This window comes from Dawidia soli, from assembly GCF_018598185.1.
Classification (GTDB): Bacteria; Bacteroidota; Bacteroidia; order Cytophagales; family Cyclobacteriaceae; genus Ohtaekwangia; species Ohtaekwangia soli.
In genome coordinates, this window is record NZ_JAHESC010000003.1 from 1 (window position 1) to 22,443 (window position 22,443).

Annotated in this window: 14 protein-coding genes; 2 read left to right on the plus strand and 12 right to left on the minus strand. The window is 55.7% G+C overall.

Annotation, left to right across the window (positions count from 1 at the left end):
- A partial coding sequence (locus KK078_RS02595) for a hypothetical protein (protein ID WP_254088679.1) occupies positions 1-216 on the minus strand: 216 nt, incomplete at its 3' end.
- A gap of 284 nt (positions 217-500) precedes the next feature.
- On the opposite strand from KK078_RS02595, the gene KK078_RS02600 reads away from it, so the two are divergent.
- A complete protein-coding gene (locus tag KK078_RS02600) occupies positions 501-1,931 on the plus strand; it encodes a hypothetical protein (RefSeq protein ID WP_254088680.1) in 1,431 nt (476 codons plus the stop codon).
- Between the two features lie 104 nt (positions 1,932-2,035).
- On the opposite strand, the gene KK078_RS02605 is transcribed toward KK078_RS02600, so the two are convergent.
- From KK078_RS02605 to KK078_RS02645, 9 genes are all read right to left on the minus strand, one after another.
- Entirely contained in the window at positions 2,036-2,614 is a 579-nt protein-coding gene (locus KK078_RS02605) for a hypothetical protein (RefSeq protein WP_254088681.1), read from the minus strand.
- Positions 2,615-3,220: 606 nt separating this feature from the next.
- Complete coding sequence (locus tag KK078_RS02610) at positions 3,221-5,440, minus strand: glycoside hydrolase family 97 catalytic domain-containing protein (protein WP_254088682.1); 2,220 nt, start codon at positions 5,438-5,440, stop codon at positions 3,221-3,223.
- A 20-nt stretch (positions 5,441-5,460) separates the two neighbouring features.
- Positions 5,461-6,504: an aldose epimerase family protein gene (locus tag KK078_RS02615; RefSeq protein ID WP_254088683.1), complete on the minus strand. Its 1,044-nt coding sequence runs from the start codon at positions 6,502-6,504 to the stop codon at positions 5,461-5,463.
- Positions 6,505-6,514: 10 nt separating this feature from the next.
- A complete protein-coding gene (locus KK078_RS02620) occupies positions 6,515-8,485 on the minus strand; it encodes a glycoside hydrolase family 97 protein (RefSeq protein WP_254088684.1) in 1,971 nt (656 codons plus the stop codon).
- Between the two features lie 9 nt (positions 8,486-8,494).
- The gene (locus KK078_RS02625) at positions 8,495-10,681 is read right to left on the minus strand and encodes an alpha-galactosidase (protein ID WP_254088685.1); all 2,187 of its coding nucleotides are present in this window, start codon (positions 10,679-10,681) and stop codon (positions 8,495-8,497) included.
- Between the two features lie 95 nt (positions 10,682-10,776).
- On the minus strand, positions 10,777-12,321 hold the full coding sequence (locus tag KK078_RS02630) for a RagB/SusD family nutrient uptake outer membrane protein (RefSeq protein ID WP_254088686.1): 1,545 nt from the start codon (positions 12,319-12,321) through the stop codon (positions 10,777-10,779).
- 38 nt (positions 12,322-12,359) lie between these two features.
- Positions 12,360-15,428, minus strand: a complete 3,069-nt coding sequence (locus tag KK078_RS02635) for a SusC/RagA family TonB-linked outer membrane protein (RefSeq protein ID WP_254088687.1) — start codon at positions 15,426-15,428, stop codon at positions 12,360-12,362.
- A 172-nt stretch (positions 15,429-15,600) separates the two neighbouring features.
- Positions 15,601-16,932: a sugar porter family MFS transporter gene (locus KK078_RS02640; RefSeq protein WP_254088688.1), complete on the minus strand. Its 1,332-nt coding sequence runs from the start codon at positions 16,930-16,932 to the stop codon at positions 15,601-15,603.
- A 102-nt stretch (positions 16,933-17,034) separates the two neighbouring features.
- Positions 17,035-17,919: an AraC family transcriptional regulator gene (locus tag KK078_RS02645; protein WP_254088689.1), complete on the minus strand. Its 885-nt coding sequence runs from the start codon at positions 17,917-17,919 to the stop codon at positions 17,035-17,037.
- Between the two features lie 95 nt (positions 17,920-18,014).
- Between KK078_RS02645 and KK078_RS02650 the strand changes: the two genes are divergently transcribed.
- The gene (locus KK078_RS02650) at positions 18,015-21,356 is read left to right on the plus strand and encodes a DUF5107 domain-containing protein (RefSeq protein WP_254088690.1); all 3,342 of its coding nucleotides are present in this window, start codon (positions 18,015-18,017) and stop codon (positions 21,354-21,356) included.
- A 223-nt stretch (positions 21,357-21,579) separates the two neighbouring features.
- On the opposite strand, the gene KK078_RS02655 is transcribed toward KK078_RS02650, so the two are convergent.
- On the minus strand, positions 21,580-22,038 hold the full coding sequence (locus tag KK078_RS02655) for a zeta toxin family protein (RefSeq protein ID WP_317195867.1): 459 nt from the start codon (positions 22,036-22,038) through the stop codon (positions 21,580-21,582).
- Complete coding sequence (locus KK078_RS30755; protein WP_394370544.1) at positions 21,999-22,442, minus strand: zeta toxin family protein; 444 nt, start codon at positions 22,440-22,442, stop codon at positions 21,999-22,001. The genes KK078_RS02655 and KK078_RS30755 overlap by 40 nt, the downstream gene beginning before the upstream one ends.
- Between the last annotated feature and the right edge of the window lies 1 nt (position 22,443).

Genomic DNA, 22,443 nt, shown 5'->3' on the forward strand with positions numbered 1-22,443 from the left:
TGGGCGCCCCACCACACCCGCGGCGCGCCCCGCGGGGCAAAAAAAACCGCCGGGCGGGTCCGGGGCCGCGCCGGGCGGGCCCGGCGACTCGGACCTGGCATGGGGGGAGTCTTCAGACTCCCCCACGGTACCGTCGTAACCTGCATAACCATACACCCCCCACGCCCACGTCATCCACCCAACATCACACGAAAGCCCCAAAAAATATAATCCCATACGTGTCACCAACGATACTTCGAATTTATTACCTTCACTCTCCCATGTAGAAGACTATATCCTTCGCGGCCCGCCGCCCTGTATCGATCTCCCGGTATATAGTCGTCCTTTTCTTTCGTCTTTCTGTGCGGTAAGGTTTGTGTTGCAACGAGTTTCGTGTATAGATCATGGCGCTTCGGGTGCCATTGCGCTGGACTGTCTGTAGCCGCTTATACCGGGTTGTTCTTACCCATCCGGAATGCGGTTGTGTTTGAGTATACAAATCCCCAAAACCCCCTCCTGTTATGAAAAAATCCCTGCTCTGGTTGGCGCTTGCTCCCCTCTCCCGCCTGTTCCAAACCTGTTCGCACGACGACGCCGAACAAACAACCCCTGGCAACATCCAGTTCGCATTCCAGGTAGACGGTGCCGCCGATGGCGGCCGCACCGCCGAAGCCCTTGTCATTCCGCCCGGCAGCAACGCGCTGGTCAGCATCAAAAAGCACAACGGTGAGATCGTTTATACCCGTAAGCCCGTAGAGATACTTTCCTTCGGCGACGGCTATATCACCGCCCCCCTGGCCTTGCCCTGGGGCGGATACTACGTAACCGAATTCCTCGTGGCCGACGCGGAGAACACCGTCATCTTCGCCACACCGCGGGCAGGCTCACCCCTGGCAAGCCTGATCGACCACCCCGTGCCGTTCTACTTTGCCATCCAGGCCGACCGCGTTACCCACACCGGCGTGCAAACCATCAGCACCGATTTTCACATGCCCCAGGCCTTCGGCTATGCCACCTTCGATCCCGGACTGGTCTCCCCAGACCTGCTGCTGACCACGTTTGTCACCAACTACGAAGGCGGGCTCAAGGCCGCCACGGCACATGCCTATGTATTGCACGGCACCGACACCGTCTTTGATGCGATGCTCGGCGCGAAGGTCAATACGGTACACTTCGACGGCGTCGCCACGGAAACCTATAAACTGATCATTATCCGTCCCGGTTTTGCACCCTACAACCGCACCTTTGTATTGGAACAGCTGCAGGACGAGCTGGACGGCGACCCGCTCGCGGTCGTGCTCGACCCGGCGCTTACCATGATGGCGCGCGCCACACCGGAAGACCTGCACTTCGAATTTGGGCTTGCCACGTGGGACATCCTCACCCCGAAGACCCTGTACATCGACTGGGGCGACGGCACAACCGACACCCGCGTAATCGAGTATCAGAACGATTACCGGCAAATGCATGACTACGCCACCCCGGGCGAGCACTTCGTGAGCGTGACCGGCGACATCGATATCATCATATCCTTTGGAAATGTGCAGAACCTGAGTGGCGGCGGTAGCCTGCACGTGGAGCACCTGGGTGAGCTGCGCTACCTCAGCATCAACGAAGGTCCCGACCGCGTCGACCTCTCCCACAACAAACACCTGGAGTCCGCCTCCGTACAAACCACCACGCTACGCTACATCGACGTGTCCGACAACCATGCACTGATCGATCTGGGTTTCTATCCCGGCAACACACACTTCGATATTGCCTCCTTCCGAAAAATGATCGACGACATCCATACTTCCGTGGTGGAACATCCCCGCCAGGGCCGGCTGTGGATCTCGCGTGACATCGCCGGAACGGAGTTCCTGCAACCGCTGACGCTCGACGATTGGGAAAAGCTCGTAGCCCTGCGAGACACCTACGGGTGGGTGATCTTCCCCAATCCCGTTAACTAACGTTGCCTGAAAAGCCGGTGGTAAGACCGGCTTTTTTTATCCTCCCCCACAGCACCACATCCCAGCCACAACGAGCTTCAATCGAAAAGCCGGTCATGGCGTCTTTACGAAGACAGGGGCGCTAAAGGAAAAGCGATTTTCTGAATAGACACCTGATCGAAAGCGTCCACCGCAGTCACCGTCAGTATACAGGGATGAGAAAAAGGCATATTCGAAGTGTATACCCAATCGGTGCGATTGATCTGGCGCGCCTGCCCCGACGACAGAACAGCACCGGTAGACGAAGTCAACGTTACATCCACCTGCTTTACCTTGAAGTCCCTCTTAGTAGCCGTCAGTACAATACGAGCCTTGCCTTTCGTAAAGGCCTTGACATCCTTTGCCTCGATGCTTATCCGCAACATATACTCGGAAATGATGACATTATAAGCACAATGCTTCTTCAGCTTGACAGCAAGCTTCCGATAATGCTCTCGCTTGACAGGATCACGAAGGACCGAGCGGGCATACCGTGAAGCCTCCTTGAACCGGTTACAGCTAAGCTGTTGAAGCGGACTATTCTTTTTACGGCTTCGGGAAGGCCTTCGGGTAACAACAGTCTTATCCTTGTATTTCTTAAATACAAGCTCATCAATGGTCCCACTAATATCCTTTAACGGAGAATCTCCTACGACTACAGCCATATCTTTTTGTTGTTATAACCGAATATAGCAAAACCTCCACCATAAATCCATACATCGGTCCACCACAGCACCCCCAACCTTATGGTTAACCTATGGAAAAGCTATAGCAAACATATACCAAAAGTATGCATTCTCCACTCATCCTCCACTGACGCCCCACTCCCAGGCTTAAAAACCCACGTTTTATACTTCAGTAAGATTTTGAATAAAAAGACACACGCCGACGGGCAAGAGTAAAATAATTTATAAACAAATTACCCACAATTGAGATAAGGCATAAGCACACGCCACATAAACAAATTTAAGAATCTACACCTCGTTCTCCAAACGCGCCACCCGGCAGGGCAGCCACACCTGGTCCCGCACCTGGCGCCGGTGTTAGTGCCCAGCGAAGCGCAGGCGCGTCACCGGTGCCTCGTACTTGTCCGACAACTGGCGGATGGTAGCGGTCTCTGACCGCCTGCACTTCTTCAGCCCACTTGCCACCCTACAGGGCACCGGTCTCGCCCCGAAACGGGGCTGAGACCGGCCTTATATTTGTACGATCATTATATCTAAAAAGCTACCGTTATAATACATGGCGTTAATTTATAGCGGCCCTTCCGCTTACCGGATGATCTTCGATGAATAAACACGCTCGTTGGTAGAAACATAGACAACGTAGATACCGGCGCCCAATCGAGCGGTGTCGATCTCATGTGTTTCCTGCAGGGCCGCTACTATTTCATGTTGTACTACTTTGCCGGATAGATCGGTTATGCTTACCTCGTGCACCGGGGCTTTCGAGCGTATCGTCAGCCGGGTGCGGTCGGTATTTTGGTAGATCGATACTTTCGTGCCTTCTTCGCTTTTGCCGATGCTGGTCACTTCGTTTACGTCGCGGATGCGGAGGGCGAGGCCGCCGCCGGACGCGAGGTGGAAAGTCAGCTTGCTTTGGTTGGTGATGGTGATGATCTCGTGCTGGTAGGATTTGGCGTTGGTTTCGGAGGTAGGTGTGTCGCGGTAGACGTCGGCTACGCGGTCTACGCCGGCGGGAAGGAACGAGAAGTCTACTTCCACGTCGCGTGCTTCGTAGTTGGTCATGGCGCCCACGTACCATTCGCCGGCGTGCTGGCGGGCGATGACGGCGTATTTACCTACCTCCGCGGATAACGGCAACGTCTGCTCCCATACGGTCGGTACTTTGGAGAGGAAGTAGAGAATGTCGGCATACTTTCTGTATTCTGTGGGAGCGTCGCAAAGGTAGGCCAGGGGTTGGTCGAACATGACGTACATGGCCACTTCGTGCGTACGTGTGCCGATGGTGTTCGGCACGCCGACGCCGATGGGTTGGAATTCGGAGCGGCGCACGTTGCGCATGGAGCCCGGCGTATAGTCCAACGGTCCGGCCAGCATGCGGATGAAGGGGAACTGCAGGTGATAATCCGGGTTGGGGGTATCGTCCCACTTGGTACACTCGGCGCCGCGTACGGCTTCAAAGTTGACGATGTTGGGGTATTTGCGTTGCAGGCCGGTGGGCTTGGCGCAACCGTGGAAGATGATCATGAGCTGCTGCTGTGCGCAGGCACTTGCCAATTGCTCGAACCAGTTGATGGCCACCTGGTCGTCGCGCTCGATGAGGTCTACCTTTATACCCGCGACCCCATAGCTTTTCAGCTCGGCAATGCGGCCCGGGCTCTCTACCGGAAGATTGATGAAGTCCCATACGAAGATCTTGACGTTCTTGGAGGCCGCGTATTGCACAAGCTCGCGGATGTAGCTGGTGCTCCAGCCGGCGTCCAGCGTGACGTACTCCAGTTTGTTCTGGGCGGCAAAGTCCACGTAGAACTTGTATAGCGCCAGGTTCAGGTTCTTGGTGCCGGAGGGGATCTGCGTTGTTTCCAGGATGGCGTCATGCCACCACTCCCACGCCGACCGGCCCGGCTTGATCCAATCGGTATTCGTAAGCACCGAGGGCGTTGCCAGTTTGTAGATCAGCTCGTTGGTGAGCAATGTTCTGTCGTCGGTTGTTACGATCGCCACCCGCCACGGATACTGGCGTGTGCCCGACGTACGGGCCAGGAACGCTTCGCGTTTGGTTACGCGATGGTATTCATATATGTTGTCGGGGAACGATACTTCCTTGGGGTAGTAGGCCCACTTGCCTTTTACGCTGGTGGCTCCGCTGGGCTGCAGGTACATGCCGGGATAATCCAGCAGGTCCGACTCGGCTACCACCACCCGCATACCCGACGCGGTATACGAAAACATGGCGGGTGTGATCGAGAATCGCTGGGCATTGATCGCACTGATGGAGGCATAGGTATTGTACGATCGCTCCCACGAACGCATTTCGGTATCGGCCTCCGGAAATATCACCTGCGTCGTGCCGGCGAAGTTGAAGTTGGCTTCTTCGGACATGACGTCGACACTGCCGCCGAGCGCCGTCTCAAAGCGGTACGCCACGCCCTCGTCATACGCCCGAACGACGAGCGAATAGTGCTCTTCGAAGTCGATGCGCAGCTGGTTGTAATGATCGCGCAGGTTATCGTTCTTGCCGTAGGGACGTTCGATGGGCTCGTCGACGCTGGCGGTTGCGGTGGATTTTACGGTGGCATTGCTGCCCACCACCAGGCCGGTGCTCAGCGTAAACCCGATGGGCGACGGCGTGATGACCGGCGTTCCATTCTTGGCTACGTCGTACCGGATGTCGGCGGCCACGTTGAGATGGATCCTCAGCGAACCGTCGGGGGAGACGACGTTGTATTCCTGCGCGTGCGCCGCGGACCAAAGGCCGGCGAGCAGGCTCAGGCTAAACAGGATTTGAAAACGGACGTTAACTCTCATACTGATTTTTCATTAATACTTTATTGCGCTTGTGTGCTGAATTTAAATACGATCCACTCCCGGTATTCCTCTCCCGCTGCCAGGGTCGTGTCGGGAAAGTGTGCGTGGTTGGGGCTGTCGGGATAATACTGGCATTCCAGGCAGATGCCGTCAAACGGTTTGTATAACGCCCCGATGTGACCGGGTTGTTCACTCACCAGATAGTCCGCGGTATATACCATCAGGCCGGGATAAGATGTAAAGACGTCCATTTGCCGGCCCGAAGCCGGGTCGTATAATACGGCAACCGGTTCGTTTTCAGGAATAGCTTTGTCGAGTATATAATAGTCATTCAGACCCTCCTGCCGGCCGTCCATAGGAGCCACCTTTTGGCGGACGGTGCTCTGCTGCAGCTGCCGGGTGCCGGCAGCGATGATCTCACCCGTAGGAATATAGGCCGGCGTGGCCGCCAGGATGTGCGACGACCGTACGCTCAGCGTGTGATCCAGCATCGTGCCCTGGGCGGCCAGGTTGAAGTATGCGTGGTTGGTGAAGTTCGCGACAGTCTTTTGATCGGTTACGGCGGTATAGGTGATGGTCAACGCCTGATCGTCGCTCCAGGTATATGCTACCCGCAGTGTAAGCGTGCCCGGGTAACCGCCGTCGCCGGTGGGGCTCGTGTAGGTGAACGATACACCGTTGGAGTGCTGTTCCCAGGCGAATACGCGGGCGTGAAAGCCGGCGCGGCCGCCGTGGTTGGTGTTCACGCCGTCGTTCGCTTCGAGGGGATATACCTTGCCGTCGAGGGCGAAGCGTGCCCGGGCGATGCGGTTGGCATACCGCCCTACCGTCGAACCCAGGTAGCAGCGATCCCGCAAGTAGCCTTCCAGTGACGGGAAGCCCAACACCACAGGCTCTTGCCTGCCTGCCCGGTCGGGCACGACGACGGATACCAGCGTGGCACCATAGTTTGTTACTTCCACGGATGAGCCGTGGGCGTTTGTGAGGCGGAAAAGAAATACGGGCTCGCCCCGGTGTGTGCCCCACGGCGTTTGGGTGATCGTGATCGGGTTTACTTCGCTCATCTCCGTTCTGTTATTCGTGGATGTATACCACTGCGCCGCCACCCGGTGCAAGCACCAGCTCGGTTTTCGAGCGGTTTGTTACTTCCAGCGTTTTGTATGTGTATTGCGTGGCGTCCTGGTGGTCGGCACCGTCGGTATATACTTCCGCCTGATAGGTTTTACCGGAAGGTAAGAAAGAAAAGTCCAGCGGCAACGTGCGGCCGTCCCAATCTGTCATGGCCCCCACAAACCAACGGTTACCCTTGCGTTTGGCGACGGTGACGTACTCGCCCAGCGTGGCGCTCAGTACGCGGGTCTCGTCAAAGGCAGTGGGTACGGCCGACAGGTACTTCATGATGTCGGGGTACTTGCGGTATTCTTCGGGCGAGTCGCACAGCATGGCAAAGGGCTGGTCGTAGAGCACGTACATGGCCAGCTCATGGCAACGGGTGCCCTGGGTAGAGGGCAGGCCCGGGTCGATGGGTTTAAACGTCGCCTGTGTTTCGTTGCGCATACCGCCGGGGGTATAGTCCAACGGGCCGGCGAGCATGCGGATGAAGGGGATCAGCACATGGTGCTCGGGGCTTGCCGTGAGGTCCCACTTCGAGCATTCGGCGCCGCGCACCGCTTCGTAGTTGACGATGTTGGGATACGTGCGCTCCAGGCCGGTAGGTTTGCTGCACCCGTGAAAGTTGATCATAAGCTTATGCCGGGCGGCGGCGGCGGCGATCGTTTCAAACCAACGCATGGCCAGCTGGTCGTCGCGATCGATGAAGTCTACCTTGAAGCCCACGGCCCCCCAACCGGCCACCAGTGCCATGTACTTGTCGGGGTCGTTCATCAACGTGGTGGCTACGCACCACAAGAACACGCCTACGTTCTTAGACTTGCCGTAGCGGATCACTTCCTGCACGTCTACCTTGGGATTGACCTTGCCCAGGTCAAAGATATTGGACCAACCGGCGTCGATCATCAGGTACTCCAGGTGGTTGGCAGCGGCAAAGTCAATGTAGTGTTTATACAGGGCGGTGTTGCGGTGATCCATGCCGGTGGGAATGCCGGCATCCCGTACAATAGCATCGTGCCACCATTCCCACGCCGCCTTGCCGGGTTTGATCCAGTCCTGGCCGTTGCCCAGTACGGACGGGCGCGCCAGTTTATAGACCAGTTTGTTTGCCACCAGGGTGCGGTCGTCGTCTGTAGCGATGATGATGCGCCAGGGAAAACTGCGGGTGCCGCGTGTGTCGGCGATATAGGGTGCGCGTTCTTTTACCACCGACACAAAGTTGCCCCAGCTGCCCAGCTCCGTGCGCGAAGGCACGGGGGCCCACGTCCCCTGCAGCTTGCCGTTGTACTTGCCCACATACATGCCCGGATAGTCGGTCACATCCGCTTCTGCGATCACCACGCGCACAGGGTCGTATGAAAACAATACCGGTGTGAGGGCTTTCTTGCTCTCGGCAATGGTGGATAATGCCGTATAGGGCACGTAGGGCACTTCCCACGAAGTCCATACATCGCTCTCGGGAAAGATGGCGGCGGGATCGCCTGTCAGGTTAAAGCTTGCCCGTTCATTCACGATCTGGATGGTCGCCGGCAGCGTGGTCGAGAACCGGTAGGCTACACCTTCGTTATAGGCACGCAGGATCAAGACATAATTTCCTTCGAACGTTACCTCCAGCTCGTTGTACCGGTCGTCCAGGGTTTCCGTGCTGCTATAGGGCAAAGCAAGCCTGCCTTTATGCTTGCGCGGCGTCGCTTTTATTACCTGTGGTTTGGCGCCCAGCACCCGGTCGGGCAACGCCAGGGCAATGGGCGATGCGTGGACGATCTCCCGGTCTTTAAACGCTACCGTATAAGCCAGGGTATCGCCGGTATGCAGGCGTAATGTCAACCGGCCGTCAGGCGATGTTACCGTCAGCGGCGTGGGTTTGGGGGTCAGGGCTGACAACGTGCCGACCACCGCCAGGGTCAGCATATACAGGATCACTATCTTCTTCATGACTTTATCTTATTCTGCTATTGCGCGGAATACCACGCTTTCAAACTCATCGTACAGGGCGAACCGAACGCCATAGGTCATCAGGAACTCGCCGGTGAACTTCTGTCCTTCCAACAACGAGAACCTCGAATAGCGCGGGTTCTTATTCACTTCTTTCAGGGTATACATCTTAGCGGGGTCCAGCCCGCGCAGGTATAATACCTGGTCGTTGCCATAGATCTCCTTCTTTACCAAATACGAGAAGACCAGGGCCTCTTTGCGATCGGGCAGCACATACATCAGGGCCGTACGTTTGTGCTCGTACGGCGACAACAGGCGATAGAGATCGCCAAACTGTACGATGTGGCGGATGTCTTTATAGGTCTGTATGGCTTGCCGTGAAAACTCCTTCTCGTCGGGGCTCATATCTTTCGGCTGCAGGTCCATGCCCAGCTTGGCGGACATGGCGACGTCGAACCGGAACTTGAGCGGCACCGAACGCTGGGTGATGTGGTTCGGTACGACGGACACGTGACTGGCCAGGCCCATCGGCGGGAAGAAGTGCGTCGTGCCCCATTGGATAAAAATGCGGTCGAAGGCATCGGTGTTGTCGCTGATCCAGTATTCGTCGAAGTACGGCAGGGTGCCGTAGTCGATGCGGCCGCCACCACCGGAGCAGAGCATGATGCGGACATCGGTATATTTCTGGCGCATGCGCTTGAGCACAGCAAACAGGCCTTCGGTGTATTGGATCCAAAGATGCGACTGCCGGTCGGCGGGCAGGTACGACGAGCCGGGGTTGGTTACGTAGCGGTTGCAGTCCCACTTGAGGTAGGCTATGCCGGGATTGCGCGTCAGCAGGTTGTCCATGACGTTGTATACATAGTCCTGCACCCGCGGGTTGGACAAGTCGAGGATCAGCTGGTGGCGGCTCACGTCGACGGCACGGTGGGGCGCGGTGATGACCCAGTCGGGATGCTTTTCATACAGCTCGCTTTTGGGATTGATCATTTCGGGCTCTACCCAGATGCCAAACCTGATCTTCTGGCGGTCGGCCTCGCGCAGCAGCGAGTCGAGGCCGTTGGGCAATTTCTTTTTGTTCACGTCCCAGTCGCCGAGGCCGGCACGGTCGTCGTTGCGGGGATATTTGTTGCCAAACCAGCCGTCATCGAGCAGGAACAGGTCGAAGCCCATGCCGGCAGCATCGCCGATGATCTGTTTGAGGATCTTTTCGTCGAAGTCGAAGTAAGTAGCCTCCCAGTTGTTCAGCAGCGTCATGCGCGGCCGGTCGCCTTTGTAGATGCCATAGGTGCGCGCCCAGGCGTGGAACTTGCGGGTGATCCCGCCTTTGCCTTCGTGGCTGATGGTATAGAGCAGCGCCGGGGTCTTGAATAGTTCTTTCGGTTTTAGTACATACTGGGAAGCATACGGATTTATGCCGGCCAGGATGTGCAGGTTCTTGAGCGGGTCTACTTCAAACGCCAGGCTCCAGCTGCCGGGCCAGGCCAAGGTACCGCCGATCACGGTGCCGCTATTCTCGGCAGCCGGTCCGTCTACGCCCAGTAAAAAGCAGGCGTGGGCAAATTGATCGGTACGTACGCCCAGTTTGGAGTCGATGGTTTTGACACCTTCGGTAAGCTGCTCTTCTTTCATGTTCATCTCCGACGCCCAGTTGCCGTAAAAGCTCGTGAGCCAATACGACGGCGCGCGCAGGGCGAGCTGGGAGGACATGAAGTTATGGAGCGTGATGTCTTTCTTCTCTTCATGCACGATCTCGGTCCACTGTTCGATGATGTCTTGCTGCTGATACGCTTTGAAGCAAAGCGTTACCGACAGGTTGTAGTACCGGTCGCGCAGGCGAATGCGGGTCAGCGCGATGTTTTTGTCTGGTGCCTGTGTTTCGGCGGATACGAACGCCAGCTCGGTCGTCAGGTTGCCGTCGGCGTGTACGGCGCGGAATGCGGGCTCGTTCACATAGGCTTTGCCGTAGGCCGGGTAGGCCTCAAGGGTGGTGAGCTGGATGCCGGCCACGTCTTTGTCGTCGATGGTCTTGCCATAGTAACACTGCCGCAGTACCTGGTCGTTGTCGACTTTATAGACCAGGCTGGTGTTGGCGGTGCGAATGACTACGGTTTTGTTGTTTGCGGACTGCGCTACCGCCAGGTGTATGGCCGCGAGCCAAAATAGTACTGAATATATAGCGTCTCTTCTCCTCATTATATTTTTCCTCTCCCAAAAGGTATATGCACTAAAAGAGGCCTGGTTAAGAGCCTCTTTTAGTGCTATTGTTATTTTTTTCCTGCGAGCATTCACTATTGATTGGAGTATCCTTCGTTTTGATCCTCTTCGTCGATCTCATCGTTTTGTTTGATCTCGTCCAGCGGAATGGGGTACCGACGGTGGTAGTCCTGGATGGCGTTAGCGTCGGCAGTCCACTTGTTGCGGGCCAGGATCAGCTGGCGGAACTTGCCGGAGCGGATCAGGTCCATGCGGCGCCAGCCTTCGAAGCAGAGCTCGCGCATGCGTTCGTCCATGATCTTGTCGCGGAATTCCTCCTGTCCCATGCCGGCGCTCCATTCCTTGTCGGCCGGCAGTACGCCGCCCCAGGCGCGTTGACGCACGGTGTTGACCGTACTCACGGCCTCGCCGGTGCTTCCGAGCTCGTTGAGACATTCGGCATAACACAGCAGAATGTCGGCATACCGCAGGTAGTAGATGTTCTTACCGGAATACCAGAAGCTCTGTGTGCCGTCCAGGCGGATATCTTCATACTTTTTGATGTGGGGATCGAGCTCATCGCCGCCGAAGCCTGCCGCGATCTCGGGGGTCTGGCCGTTGTAGACAAAGTCGTAGCGGATGCTGGCATCCTTGCGGGCATCGCCGTCTTCCCACAGGCCGCCTTCGCTTGCATCGCTATAGCAGAAGGCGGTGGGCAGCAGCAGGTCGTAACCACCGAAGTATGCATATTGATTCAGGTTGGCGATCGACCGCGAGCCGGTCTGCCATTGACACTGGTTGTTGTCGGGCCATACGTTGCTGAACTGGAACGAGAAGATCGACTCGACCGGGTTGGGGCTGTTGGGGTCCCACAGGGTGGCGACGTTGGGCACGAGCTGGTATTTGCCGCTGTTGATCACCGTCTGGAACTGGTCACGCGCTTTTGCATAGTCGCGCGCGCCGGATTCTTCGGGCGCATACAGGTATACCTTTCCGAGCAGGGCCTGTGCGGCACCTTTGGTAGCGCGGCGTTTGTCGGCCTGATCTTCGGGCAGATACTGAATGGCACGCTCGAGGTCGCGGATCACGAGATCGTACACCACCGGCAGCGGTTGGCGCGTGGTGCCGTACTCGGCTGTTTTTGCGAGGTCCAGCACGGGAATCCCGCCCCAATACTGCGCTATTTCAAACGTAACGGCGGCCCGTATAAAGCAGGCTTCGCCCAGCAGCATTTCGCGTTGCGCATCGCCTTGTGTGTTGCCTTCCAGCGAGATGATTGCCGTAGCTGCATCCACGATCACCGGCCAGCGGCTGTTCCATTGCCCCGTCAGGGCGTTGTTGCTGGCGGTCAGTGTCGCATCGTATTTATCCAGCGATGCCTGCTGCGCTTCCGTGCGCACCTGGTAGGCCCCCTGTTGTGTTTCGTCTGTGCCGAGGGAGAATATAAATCCGCCGCGGTCTTTTCGGGTTTCCCGCCACCGGTTGTAGAGACCTGTGATTACCTTGTCCAGTTTTTCTACATCCTTAAAGGCGTCTTCACGCGACAACGCAGTCTGCGGACCCTGGTCGAGGAAGTCTGAGCAAGATGATACCATCAATAGGATGACCGTCAAACCCAGTATTATATTTTTTGTATTCATCGTATCAAAGTTTTTAAACGTATCCACTGTTCACATCATCAGAAACTAATGTTTACACCGGTCACCAGCATACGCGAGTTCGGGAAATCGTCACCGGTCTCAGGATCGTATCCCTTGTATTTGGTTACCAGGAAGACGTTGCTGCCGGTCACATATACACGGAAGGTATTCGCCTTTATTTTCTGTACCAGGCTATTCGGCAGGTTGTAGGCCAGTGTCAATGCAGACAGGCGCAGGAACGATGCATTTTGCACACCGAGATCGACATCGCCGTAGCCATAGCGGTCACCGCCATTGTAGGCGCGGGGAACGTCGGTATTGGTGTTAGTCGGCGTCCAGCGGTTGAGCATGTCTTCGTGCGCGGCATACATGCCGGTGCCGTTCATATACCCCTCGTACAGGCCGCTGATGCGCTTAGAGCCATAGTTATAGTTGAATATGGCATTCAGCGAGAAGCCTTTGTACGACAGGTCGGTTGTGAAACCACCGTAGAACTTAGGATCTTTGCGCCCTACGGCGTAGCGGTCGTCGTCGTCGATGTCGCCGTCACTGTCGCGATCCAAGGGCAAAATGTCGCCCGGGCGCACCTTGCGGCCCAGTTGCATCTCCGACACGCGGGCCATGTCGGACTCCTGCGCGATCTTGTCGAATTTATAGACATAGATCGAGTTGACCGATTCGCCGACGAAGTAATTCCCTTCCCGTTGCATTTCGACCCCGGTGTAGCCACCACGGTTGTAGATCGCATCGACATCACCGTACAGGGCTTTGATTTTGTTGCGGGTAGCCGTAAAGTTTGCCGACACGGACCAACGCAGATCTTGCGTATTGACAATGCTCGCATTTGCCGTCAGTTCCACGCCGTGGTTGTTTAGCACGCCCACGTTGGCGATGGTGCTGGAGAATCCGCTGGTGAGCGGCAGCGTACGACGCATGAGCAGATTGGTGTTGTCGGTGTTGAAGTAGTCTGCCGTAAGGGTGAGACGGTTGTTCAGCACGGCCACGTCCAGGCCCACGTTTACTTGTTTCTGGCTCTCCCACCCTACGCTGCTGTTGCCGAGAGTACCTTCGGGTTTGTAGTCCACGTTGGTGCCGGTCACCTGCGCACGGTATAGCGTCAGGTATGCGTAGTTCGGAATATTCTGGTTTCCGACGCGGCCATAACCGGCGCGCAGCTTAAGCTGGTCGAGGTTGAGGCTCTCCAGGAAGGGCTCTTTGGCCATGTTCCAGGCGAGCACGACAGAAGGGAACGTGCCCCATTTATTTCCGGTGCCAAATTTCGACGAGCCGTCGCGCCGCACAGTGACGGTGGCATAATAACGATCGTTATAGGTATAGTTCACACGACCGAGGTACGAGACGATCGTCGTGGTCACAAAGTCGGACGCTACCTGGAACTGATCTTTGTTGAATGCGCCGTTGATGTACTTATACGTAAAATCATTGGAGGCAAAACCTTTGGCGTCGACCTGGTTGTAGTCCCAGTTATTTTTCTGCAAGCTGAACGTCGCCAGGCCGGAAACGACGTGCTTTTCATTGATGATCTTGTCGTAGGTGACGGAGTTATCCCACTGCCAGTTCAACCAATGGTCATTGCGTTGTGAGGCGGTTCCGTCGGTGGAGTTGCGCAGCGACTGGCCGATGTCGTTGGGCGTATACCAGAAGTCACGTTTGTCCATGACGTCGGCGGAAAATGTAGAACGGAGGTTCAATCCCTCGAGCGGGTTCATGGCTACATAGTTGCTGGACATCAGGCGTGTCTGGTAGCTGTCGCCTTTGATGCGCAAGCTGCGCAGCGGATTGTACAGGTTCTGATCCACGATGCCGGCCCACTTCAGGTAGTTGGCTGTATCGGTGATGGCCATCATGGGGTTGGCGCCGTTGGCGATGTTGAACACGCTGCCTTCGGTAAACTGATCTTCGCTGCGTGAGTACGATGTAGCCGTACCGATCTTCAACCACGGTTTGATGTTTTGCTCGCCGTTAAAGCGACCGGTATAGCGTTGGTAGCCGGCATTCTGCACGACACCTTTCTGATCGACGTAGTTGAAGCTGACGTAGATCGAACCGTCGTCATTTCCGCGACTAAAGCCGAGCGTATGGTTTTGCTGACGACCTGTGCGGATGACGCGGTCGAGCCAATCATAGGACTGGTTGTTGCGATAGGCATCAAATTCGTACGGGGCAAACGCTACCGAGTTGTTTTCGTTCAGGATCTGATCGTTTATATACTGCTGACGATTGGCGCCGGGATTGTTGTCCATATAGGCGTTGGCAAAGGCGTCCACACGCAGGTCGAACAAATCTTTGGTACCCAGGCGGGGCATGATGCGGGTCAGTTCCTGTACGCCTATCCAGCCGTCGTAGGTAATGTGCCCCTCTCCTTTTTTACCTTTCTTGGTGGTGATCACCACCACGCCGTTGGAGGCACGCGAGCCATAGAGGGCTGTTGCGGATGCATCTTTCAAAACATCGATCGATGCGATGTCGTTGGGATTGATGAGGTTCAGGCCGCCGTCCATGATCAGACCGTCCACCACTACAATCGGGTTCGTACCGAATTGCAGCGAGTTGTTGCCGCGGATTTGTACGGTTGTTCCATTCGCGCCTGGACGCGGATCGTTTTGTACCAACACACCGGCCATACGCCCCTGCATGGCCTGACTGACGGTGGACACGGGTTGCTGCCGCAGTTGCTCATCGGTGGCGTGGGCCACCGCGCCGGTCAGATCCTGGCGTTTCACCACGGCTCCCACGACGACAATCTCTTCCAGGGTCGTGATGTCGGGTGTGAGCGTAACGTTGATATTCGTCTGCCCACCCACGCGGATCTCTTCGGTGGAATATCCGATAAAGGAGAATACGAGAACGGCGTCGCCGGACGGTACCTCGATGGAATAGCTGCCATCGGTGTCGGTCACGGTGCCGAGCGTGGTGCCTTTGATGGCTACGCTCACACCGGGTATCGTTTCTTCGGTGTTACCATCACTCTGCGAGATCACGCGGCCGGTTACCCGCACGGACTGTGCGGACGCTTCCGTCGCCAAACCTGCCGGCACAAGTACGACCAGCATCAGGTATACGATATAGTATAGAGATTTTTTCATAGGATCGTGACGTTAGGTCGTTCATCGGGTCGAACCGGTACGCACACGGTTGTTGCGCTCGCCGTTGGGCATGGCAAGGCCACAGGAAGTAGATTTTTCCTTCTCATAGGGTAATTGTTTTGTAGTGTTTCGGTAGTGTTTCGGTGTTTCGGGTATTATTTCATAGAAAGCCTTAGTGTCGTATGATCTCCGTCTCAAACTGCTCCAGGGTCTTGCCCTTGGTCTCGGGTATATATTTCAGCAGGATGAAGAAGTATAGCAGGCAGACGCCTGAGAATATAAAGAAGGTCTGGGGCGCATCGAGGGATGCGATCATGACCGGGAAACCGTAGGCGAGCGCAAAGCACGCCGTCCACAGCGCACAGGTTGCCACCGACACGGCGATGCCGCGCACCTTTGTCGGGAAGATCTCGGAGATCAGCACCCACGTGACGGGCGCCAGCGTAGTGGCGTAGGTGGCAATGAAAGCGAGTACAAAGATCGTGAGCCAATAGCCCTGGAAGAGGCCCAGCGCGTAGCACAGTCCTACCAGGAACAGCCACAGCGCCATGAGCGATGCGCCGGCCAGCATCAGTTTTTTGCGGCCCAGCTTGTCGACGAGCTGCATGGCCAGCAAGGTGAAGAGCAGGTTGATGGCACCGATCATGATCTGTTGAAAGAGCTGGTCTTTTACATTCATGCCGGCCTTTTCAAAAATGATGGGTGCATAAAAGAAGATGGCGTTTGCGCCGGAGATCTGCTGGAAGATGGCCATCGTAATGCCGAGCATGACGATAAAGGCGATGCCGGGTTGTACCAGGTCGCGCAGCTTGCCTTTTACCTCGCGGCCCATGCCGGCGCGGATGGTCTGAAGCTCGTTCTCCACCACCGTGGCGCTACCGGCCAGGCGCAGCAACACCCGGCGGGCTTCGTCCGCGCGGCCCTTGCTCAACAGCCAGCGGGGGCTTTCGGGCACGAGGAATACACAAACAAAGAACAACACCGCGGGTATAGCCCCCGATGCGAACATCCAGCGCCAGTTGTTTTCCTGGTCGGCCAGCAGGTAGTTGGAGAGGTACGCCAGAAGTATACCGATGACCACGGTAAGCTGGTTGATCGACACCATGCGGCCGCGGATGGCCGCCGGGCTCACCTCTGCTATATAGAGCGGCGACAACATAGAGGCTGCGCCCACGCCGATGCCGGCCATGATGCGCCACACCACCAGCCAGGTATAGCTCGACGACCAGCCCATCAGGAGCGACGACACCATAAAGATGCCGGCGGCGAAGGTCAGCGGCAGCTTGCGGCCGTAACGGTCGGTGAGGTAGCCCGTCACCAGGGTGCCGACGATACATCCTACATAGAGAGAGCTACCGGTCCAGCCCAGCTGGGCGTCCGTCAGCTGATAATACGGCTGCAGAAAGGGTATCGTACCCGAGAAGATGGCTATATCGAACCCGAACAAAAGCCCTCCGAACGCTGCAATCAGGCTGATCAAAAATACATATGAGCTTTTCCCCATAAAGACCGAAATCGTTTCCTACAAAATTGGCAGAAGTACGCAATCGTTTGAATGGAGAATTAAACGTAATTGATGGATTTTCTTATGATCTTAAAAATCGGGTCAGCCTTTCTTGTTGCGGTATTCCTGGGGCGAAATCCCCATGATCTTGGTAAACATGCGGGAGAAATAATAGGGGTCTTCGATGCCCACCTTTACAGATATCTCATTGATCCTCAATGTGGTGAATTGAAGATACTGACAGGCATGCTGGATCTTGAGATGGTTGAAATACACGACCGGCGAATACCCGGTCTTTTTTCGGAAGATGCTGGAGTAATGGGACACAGATAGATTAATTGCTGATGCCATCTGTTCCAGCGTGAGCGATACGTCCAGGTGATGCTGCATGTATTCAATGGACGTGTCGACGGCATCTTTTTCGAGGGTATGATGCGCCGAGGCAAATTTCTCGGGGAAGCTGAACGATGCCAGCAAATAGGCGAAGCTGATGTTGGAGTAGGTAAGGTTGTCGAGGCTATAGCCGCTTTCGAGTGCTTTGAAGATGGAATCGAAGATCCGGATGCGATCGTCGAGGAAAGGTGAATAGCTGACGAACTCTTTGAACTGGCGGGACAAGAGTGCGCCGAAATACGGTGCCTGCAGGCCTTTGAAATGTACCCAGTGGATGGTCCACGGGCTCTTTTCGTCGGCGCCATATTTATGCGGCATGTCCGCGGGGATGATGAGGAACTCGTTGGGGCTCACATTGTATGTGCCGGTGGGCACTTCCAGCCACCCCTTCCCTTCCGTACAATAGATGAGGATGTTTTGTGAGATGCCATTGGGGCGTTCGCGGTAGTGATAGGCCGCGCGGGGATAAAAGCCGATATCAGTGATATATAATGCATTGACCGGGGGTGTGTAGCCGCAGACCTCCAGTATTTTCTTTGGCAGCACGATGGCCCGCTGCCCTTCGAAACCCTCGCGTTTACGAATTGTTTGCATGGTTGACTGCAATAAGATTGTCCATCAAAAGAGAAAATTAGTCCATCTGAAGACGGTTGCCGGACCGATATTTTTGCAAAAAACAATCGTTTTAGATGAAAATCAAGAGCCAAGTATCGGTCTGGGAGGAAAATGTCGTCATTCCCACATATGGAGTAGGTAAACCAGAAAAAAATCCAATATTTCTTGAAAACCGTGTCTACCAGGGCAGCAGCGGCGTGGTATACCCGCACCCGGTCATCGAAAAGATCCTGGACGAGAAGCACGATCAGACTTACCGGGCGCTCTACCTGGAGAATCACTATATAAAGATCATGATCCTGCCGGAGCTTGGCGGCCGGGTGCAAATGGCGTATGATAAGATCCGGCAGCGGCATTTTGTATACTATAACCAGGTGATCAAACCGGCGCTGGTGGGGCTAACGGGGCCGTGGATCTCGGGCGGTATCGAGTTTAACTGGCCACAGCACCATCGCCCCAGCACGTTCGACCCGATCGATTATACGATCGAAGAGCACGTCGACGGCAGCAAGACCGTATGGGTGAACGAAGTGGAGCGGATGTTCCGCACAAAGGGTATGGCGGGGTTCCGTCTGTATCCCGACAAGGCTTATCTCGAGATCAACGCGCGGCTGTACAACCGTACGCCCTTTCCGCAGACGTTCCTCTGGTGGGCCAACCCGGCAGTGAAAGTGAACGACGATTACCAATCGGTGTTCCCACCGGATGTGCATGCGGTATTCGATCACGGCAAGCGCGACGTGTCGGAATTTCCGATCGCGAAGGGCACGTATTATAAAGTAGACTACTCGGCAGGCGTGGACATCTCGCGCTATAAAAATATACCGGTGCCGACATCATATATGGCCATCACCTCCAAATACGACTTTATGGGGGGATACGAGCACGACTCTCGTGGCGGGTTGCTGCACGTGGCCAACCACCACGTGTCGCCGGGTAAAAAACAATGGACGTGGGGCAACGGCGAGTTCGGTTATGCGTGGGACCGCAACCTGACGGACGAAGACGGTCCCTATATCGAGCTCATGACGGGTGTCTTTACGGACAACCAACCCGACTTCTCGTGGATCCAACCTTTTGAGGAACGTACGTTCACACAGTACTTCATGCCCTACGGCGAGCTGGGTGTCGTGAAGAATGCCACGCGCGACGCGATGGTGAGCCTGGAAGTACAAGGCCAATCGGTTGCGATCAAATTATACGCTACGGCGCTATACGAAGGCGCTTCGCTGGAAGTGTTTTACAACGGTCGCGGGGTGCACCGGGAGGCGATCACGGTGTCGCCCGAGCACATTTATACCGGCGCGGTTAAGCTGGACAGTGTGCCGCAGGCAGAGCACGTGCGCCTGGTGTTGCGCAGCGCTACCGGCAAGGTGCTGGTGGAATATCAACCCGACAAGCCGGAGGTGAAACCTGTGCCCGATGCGGCCCGCCCGGCGTTGGACCCGGCGGCGATCACCAGCATCGAGCAGCTTTTTCTGACGGGTCTGCACATCGAGCAATACCGTCATGCCACGTATCGCGCTACCGACTATTACCAGGAGGCGTTACGGCGCGAGCCCGGCGACGTGCGCAACAACAACGCGCTCGGCCTTTGGTATCTCAAGCGGGGTCAATTCGCAAAAGCGGAGCCTTACCTGCGCGCGGCGATCGCCACGCTGACGCAACGCAACCCCAACCCGTACGACGGCGAGCCGTACTTCAACCTCGGCTTGTGCCTCTCCTACCTGGGCCGGTACGACGAAGCATTTGATGTATTCTATAAAGCCTGTTGGAATGCCGCCTGGCAGGACAGCGCGTATCTGCAGCTGGCCCGCCTAGCTACGCGCAAGGGTTCTTATGAGGAAGCGCTGGACCTGGCAGAGAAATCATTGGCCCGCAACTACCACAGCCACACCGCGCGCCACCTGAAGGCAGTGCTGCTGCGCAAGCTTGGCCGTGCGGCGGAGGCGCAGGCGTGGATCGCTGCTTCGCTGGCGATCGACAATTTCAACTATGGCTGTCTGTTCGAAGCGGCGCTGCTCGAAGCGGATGCGGCCGCCGCGGCTGACAAGATCCGTCAGCTGCAACACCTCATTCGCGGGTATGTTCACAACTACATCGAGTATACATTTGACTACGCGCACGCGGGCTTGTATACCGAGGCCTCGGACTTCCTGAAGCTTGCACGGAAAGAAGGCCAGCCCTCCTACCCCATGGTGCTATACTACCTGGGTTACTTTGCCGGGCTCATGCAAGATGCGGCCGTTGCGGGTCAGTGGCATGCGCAAGCGGCCGCGGCCGCCCCCGACTATTGCTTCCCCAACCGCGTGGAAGATGTGCCCGTGCTACAGGCGGCCTTGGTCGTAAACCCGCGTGACGCCAAGGCTCATTATTACCTCGGAAACTATTGGTATGCCAACCGGCAATATGCCGATGCGATCGCTTGCTGGGAGAAGTCGGTTCAATACGACGCTTCGTTCCCGACGGCGCATCGCAACCTGGCGCTGGCGTATTACAATAAACAACAAGACGCTCAAAAGGCGTTGAAATCGTTGCAGCAGGCGTTTGCGCTTAACCCGACCGATGCACGGGTGCTGATGGAGCTGGATCAACTGTACAAGCAGCTCAACAAGCCACACGCCGAGCGGCTGGCGCTGTTGGAAAAACACCTGGACCTGACGGTGGATCGCGACGATCTATACCTGGAACGTGTGACATTGTATAATTTGCTGGGGCAGTTCCAACAAGCCCGGCAGTTGCTGGCGGCGCGGACCTTCCACCCGTGGGAAGGCGGCGAAGGCAAGGTGGTCGGCCAATACCTGCTGTGCCACCTGGAGCTTGCCAAGGAGGCTATTTTGCAAGGTTCGTATAGTGAAGCGCTCGAACTGTTGGATGCCGCGGAAGTGTATCCGCACAACCTGGGCGAGGGCAAGCTGTATGGCGCCCAGGAAAATGATATCTTCTATTTGAAGGGCTGCTGTTATGAGGCGCTGGGTCAGCCGGCGGAAGCCCAGGCGCATTTCCGGAAGGCCACGCTGGGGCTAAGCGAACCGGCGCAGGCGATCTACTATAACGACCAGCAGCCCGATAAGATCTTCTACCAGGGCCTTGGTTGGAAAAAGCTCGGTACGCCGGCACAGGCAACCGCCATCTTCCAGCGTCTGATCGACTTCGGGGCGGCGCACCGCGAGGACAAGATCCGCATCGATTACTTTGCCGTGTCGCTGCCCGACCTGTTGGTATTCGATCAGGACCTCGATCTGCGCAACCGCATCCACTGCCACTACCTGATGGGGCTGGGCCACCTGGGTTTGGGACAGGCCGCGCAGGCAGAAGAACACTTCCAGGCGGTGCTCGCCGCGAACGCCAATCACCTGGGTGCGTTCTTCCATCGCAAGATGAATCGTATGATACTTCAGCCGTCTGTGGTATAGATAAAATGTGTTGATAGTGTGTAACACATTGGTTTGAGAACGGAAGGCCGGCGTTTGCCGGCCTTTTTGTTTTTGGGGTGTCATTGCCTTGTATTTTAGCATGGAAAGGCCCCAGATTGCCTTGTATTTTGGCACCGGCGAGGCTCATATTGCCTTGTATTTTGGCATGGAATGACCCTAGTCATATAAATAAAAGGAGACCAGTTTTACTAGCCTCCTTATTTTATTTGAATACTTCAATGTCACGTAGAAATTTTTGAGAATCTCCTCCTCTGGCATCAATCATAGTCCGGACGTCTTCCATTTTGCTTTTGAAGTCCGCTTGCTCATCATTCGAAAAAGGCCTATTTCTTATGAAGGCTAACGTTGTAACTAGTTCTTGAAAATTACACGGATGCTCGGTTTCATAGACCACGTTTAACTTATCGTTTCCATCCCTCGAATAAAGTACCAGTTTACTGACCAGCAGGCCACAAGCTTTCCCTAAAGCTAACAAGTTCGCAGGTAAAGCATGATAATTGCGATCGTGAACTTCCATTGATACCATACGTTCCGGTGCTCCTATCCTGCTTCCATTCTCAAATCGATAGTGAACGCCCAGGCGGCTTACGTTAATATTAATACCGATTATGTGGATTTCGATTATATAACCACGATTGTATAACGTTTGAAATAACTCAATGAAGTGCTCGACCGTACCCCCAACGTGGAATCAACCATTATACTCCGTCTTTCCTCAATGGCATCATTCCTCAGCCTGATACTCCAATCCGTTGCATCGGGATTTACTAGATGACCTGCAAATTGATTTGTCCGTTGATCTTCCAACAATGTTGAATATGAAGGATGAATCCACCTAAGTTCGTCTGTATTAATTAGAACTTCTGCCCCCGTCTGAAGACCGACTCGAAGCTTTGTTTTTCCAGACCCTGGTTGGGCTCCCAGGAAATATGCCACAGGAGGAATAGATGAATCCGAAACATCCAGATATGTTCTTTGGATAAATTCCTGGTAGTAATACTGATGATCTTCTTCAGACAACAAATAAGGTCGCTGCCGAATTGTAGCTTGATCTCTGGCACTCATG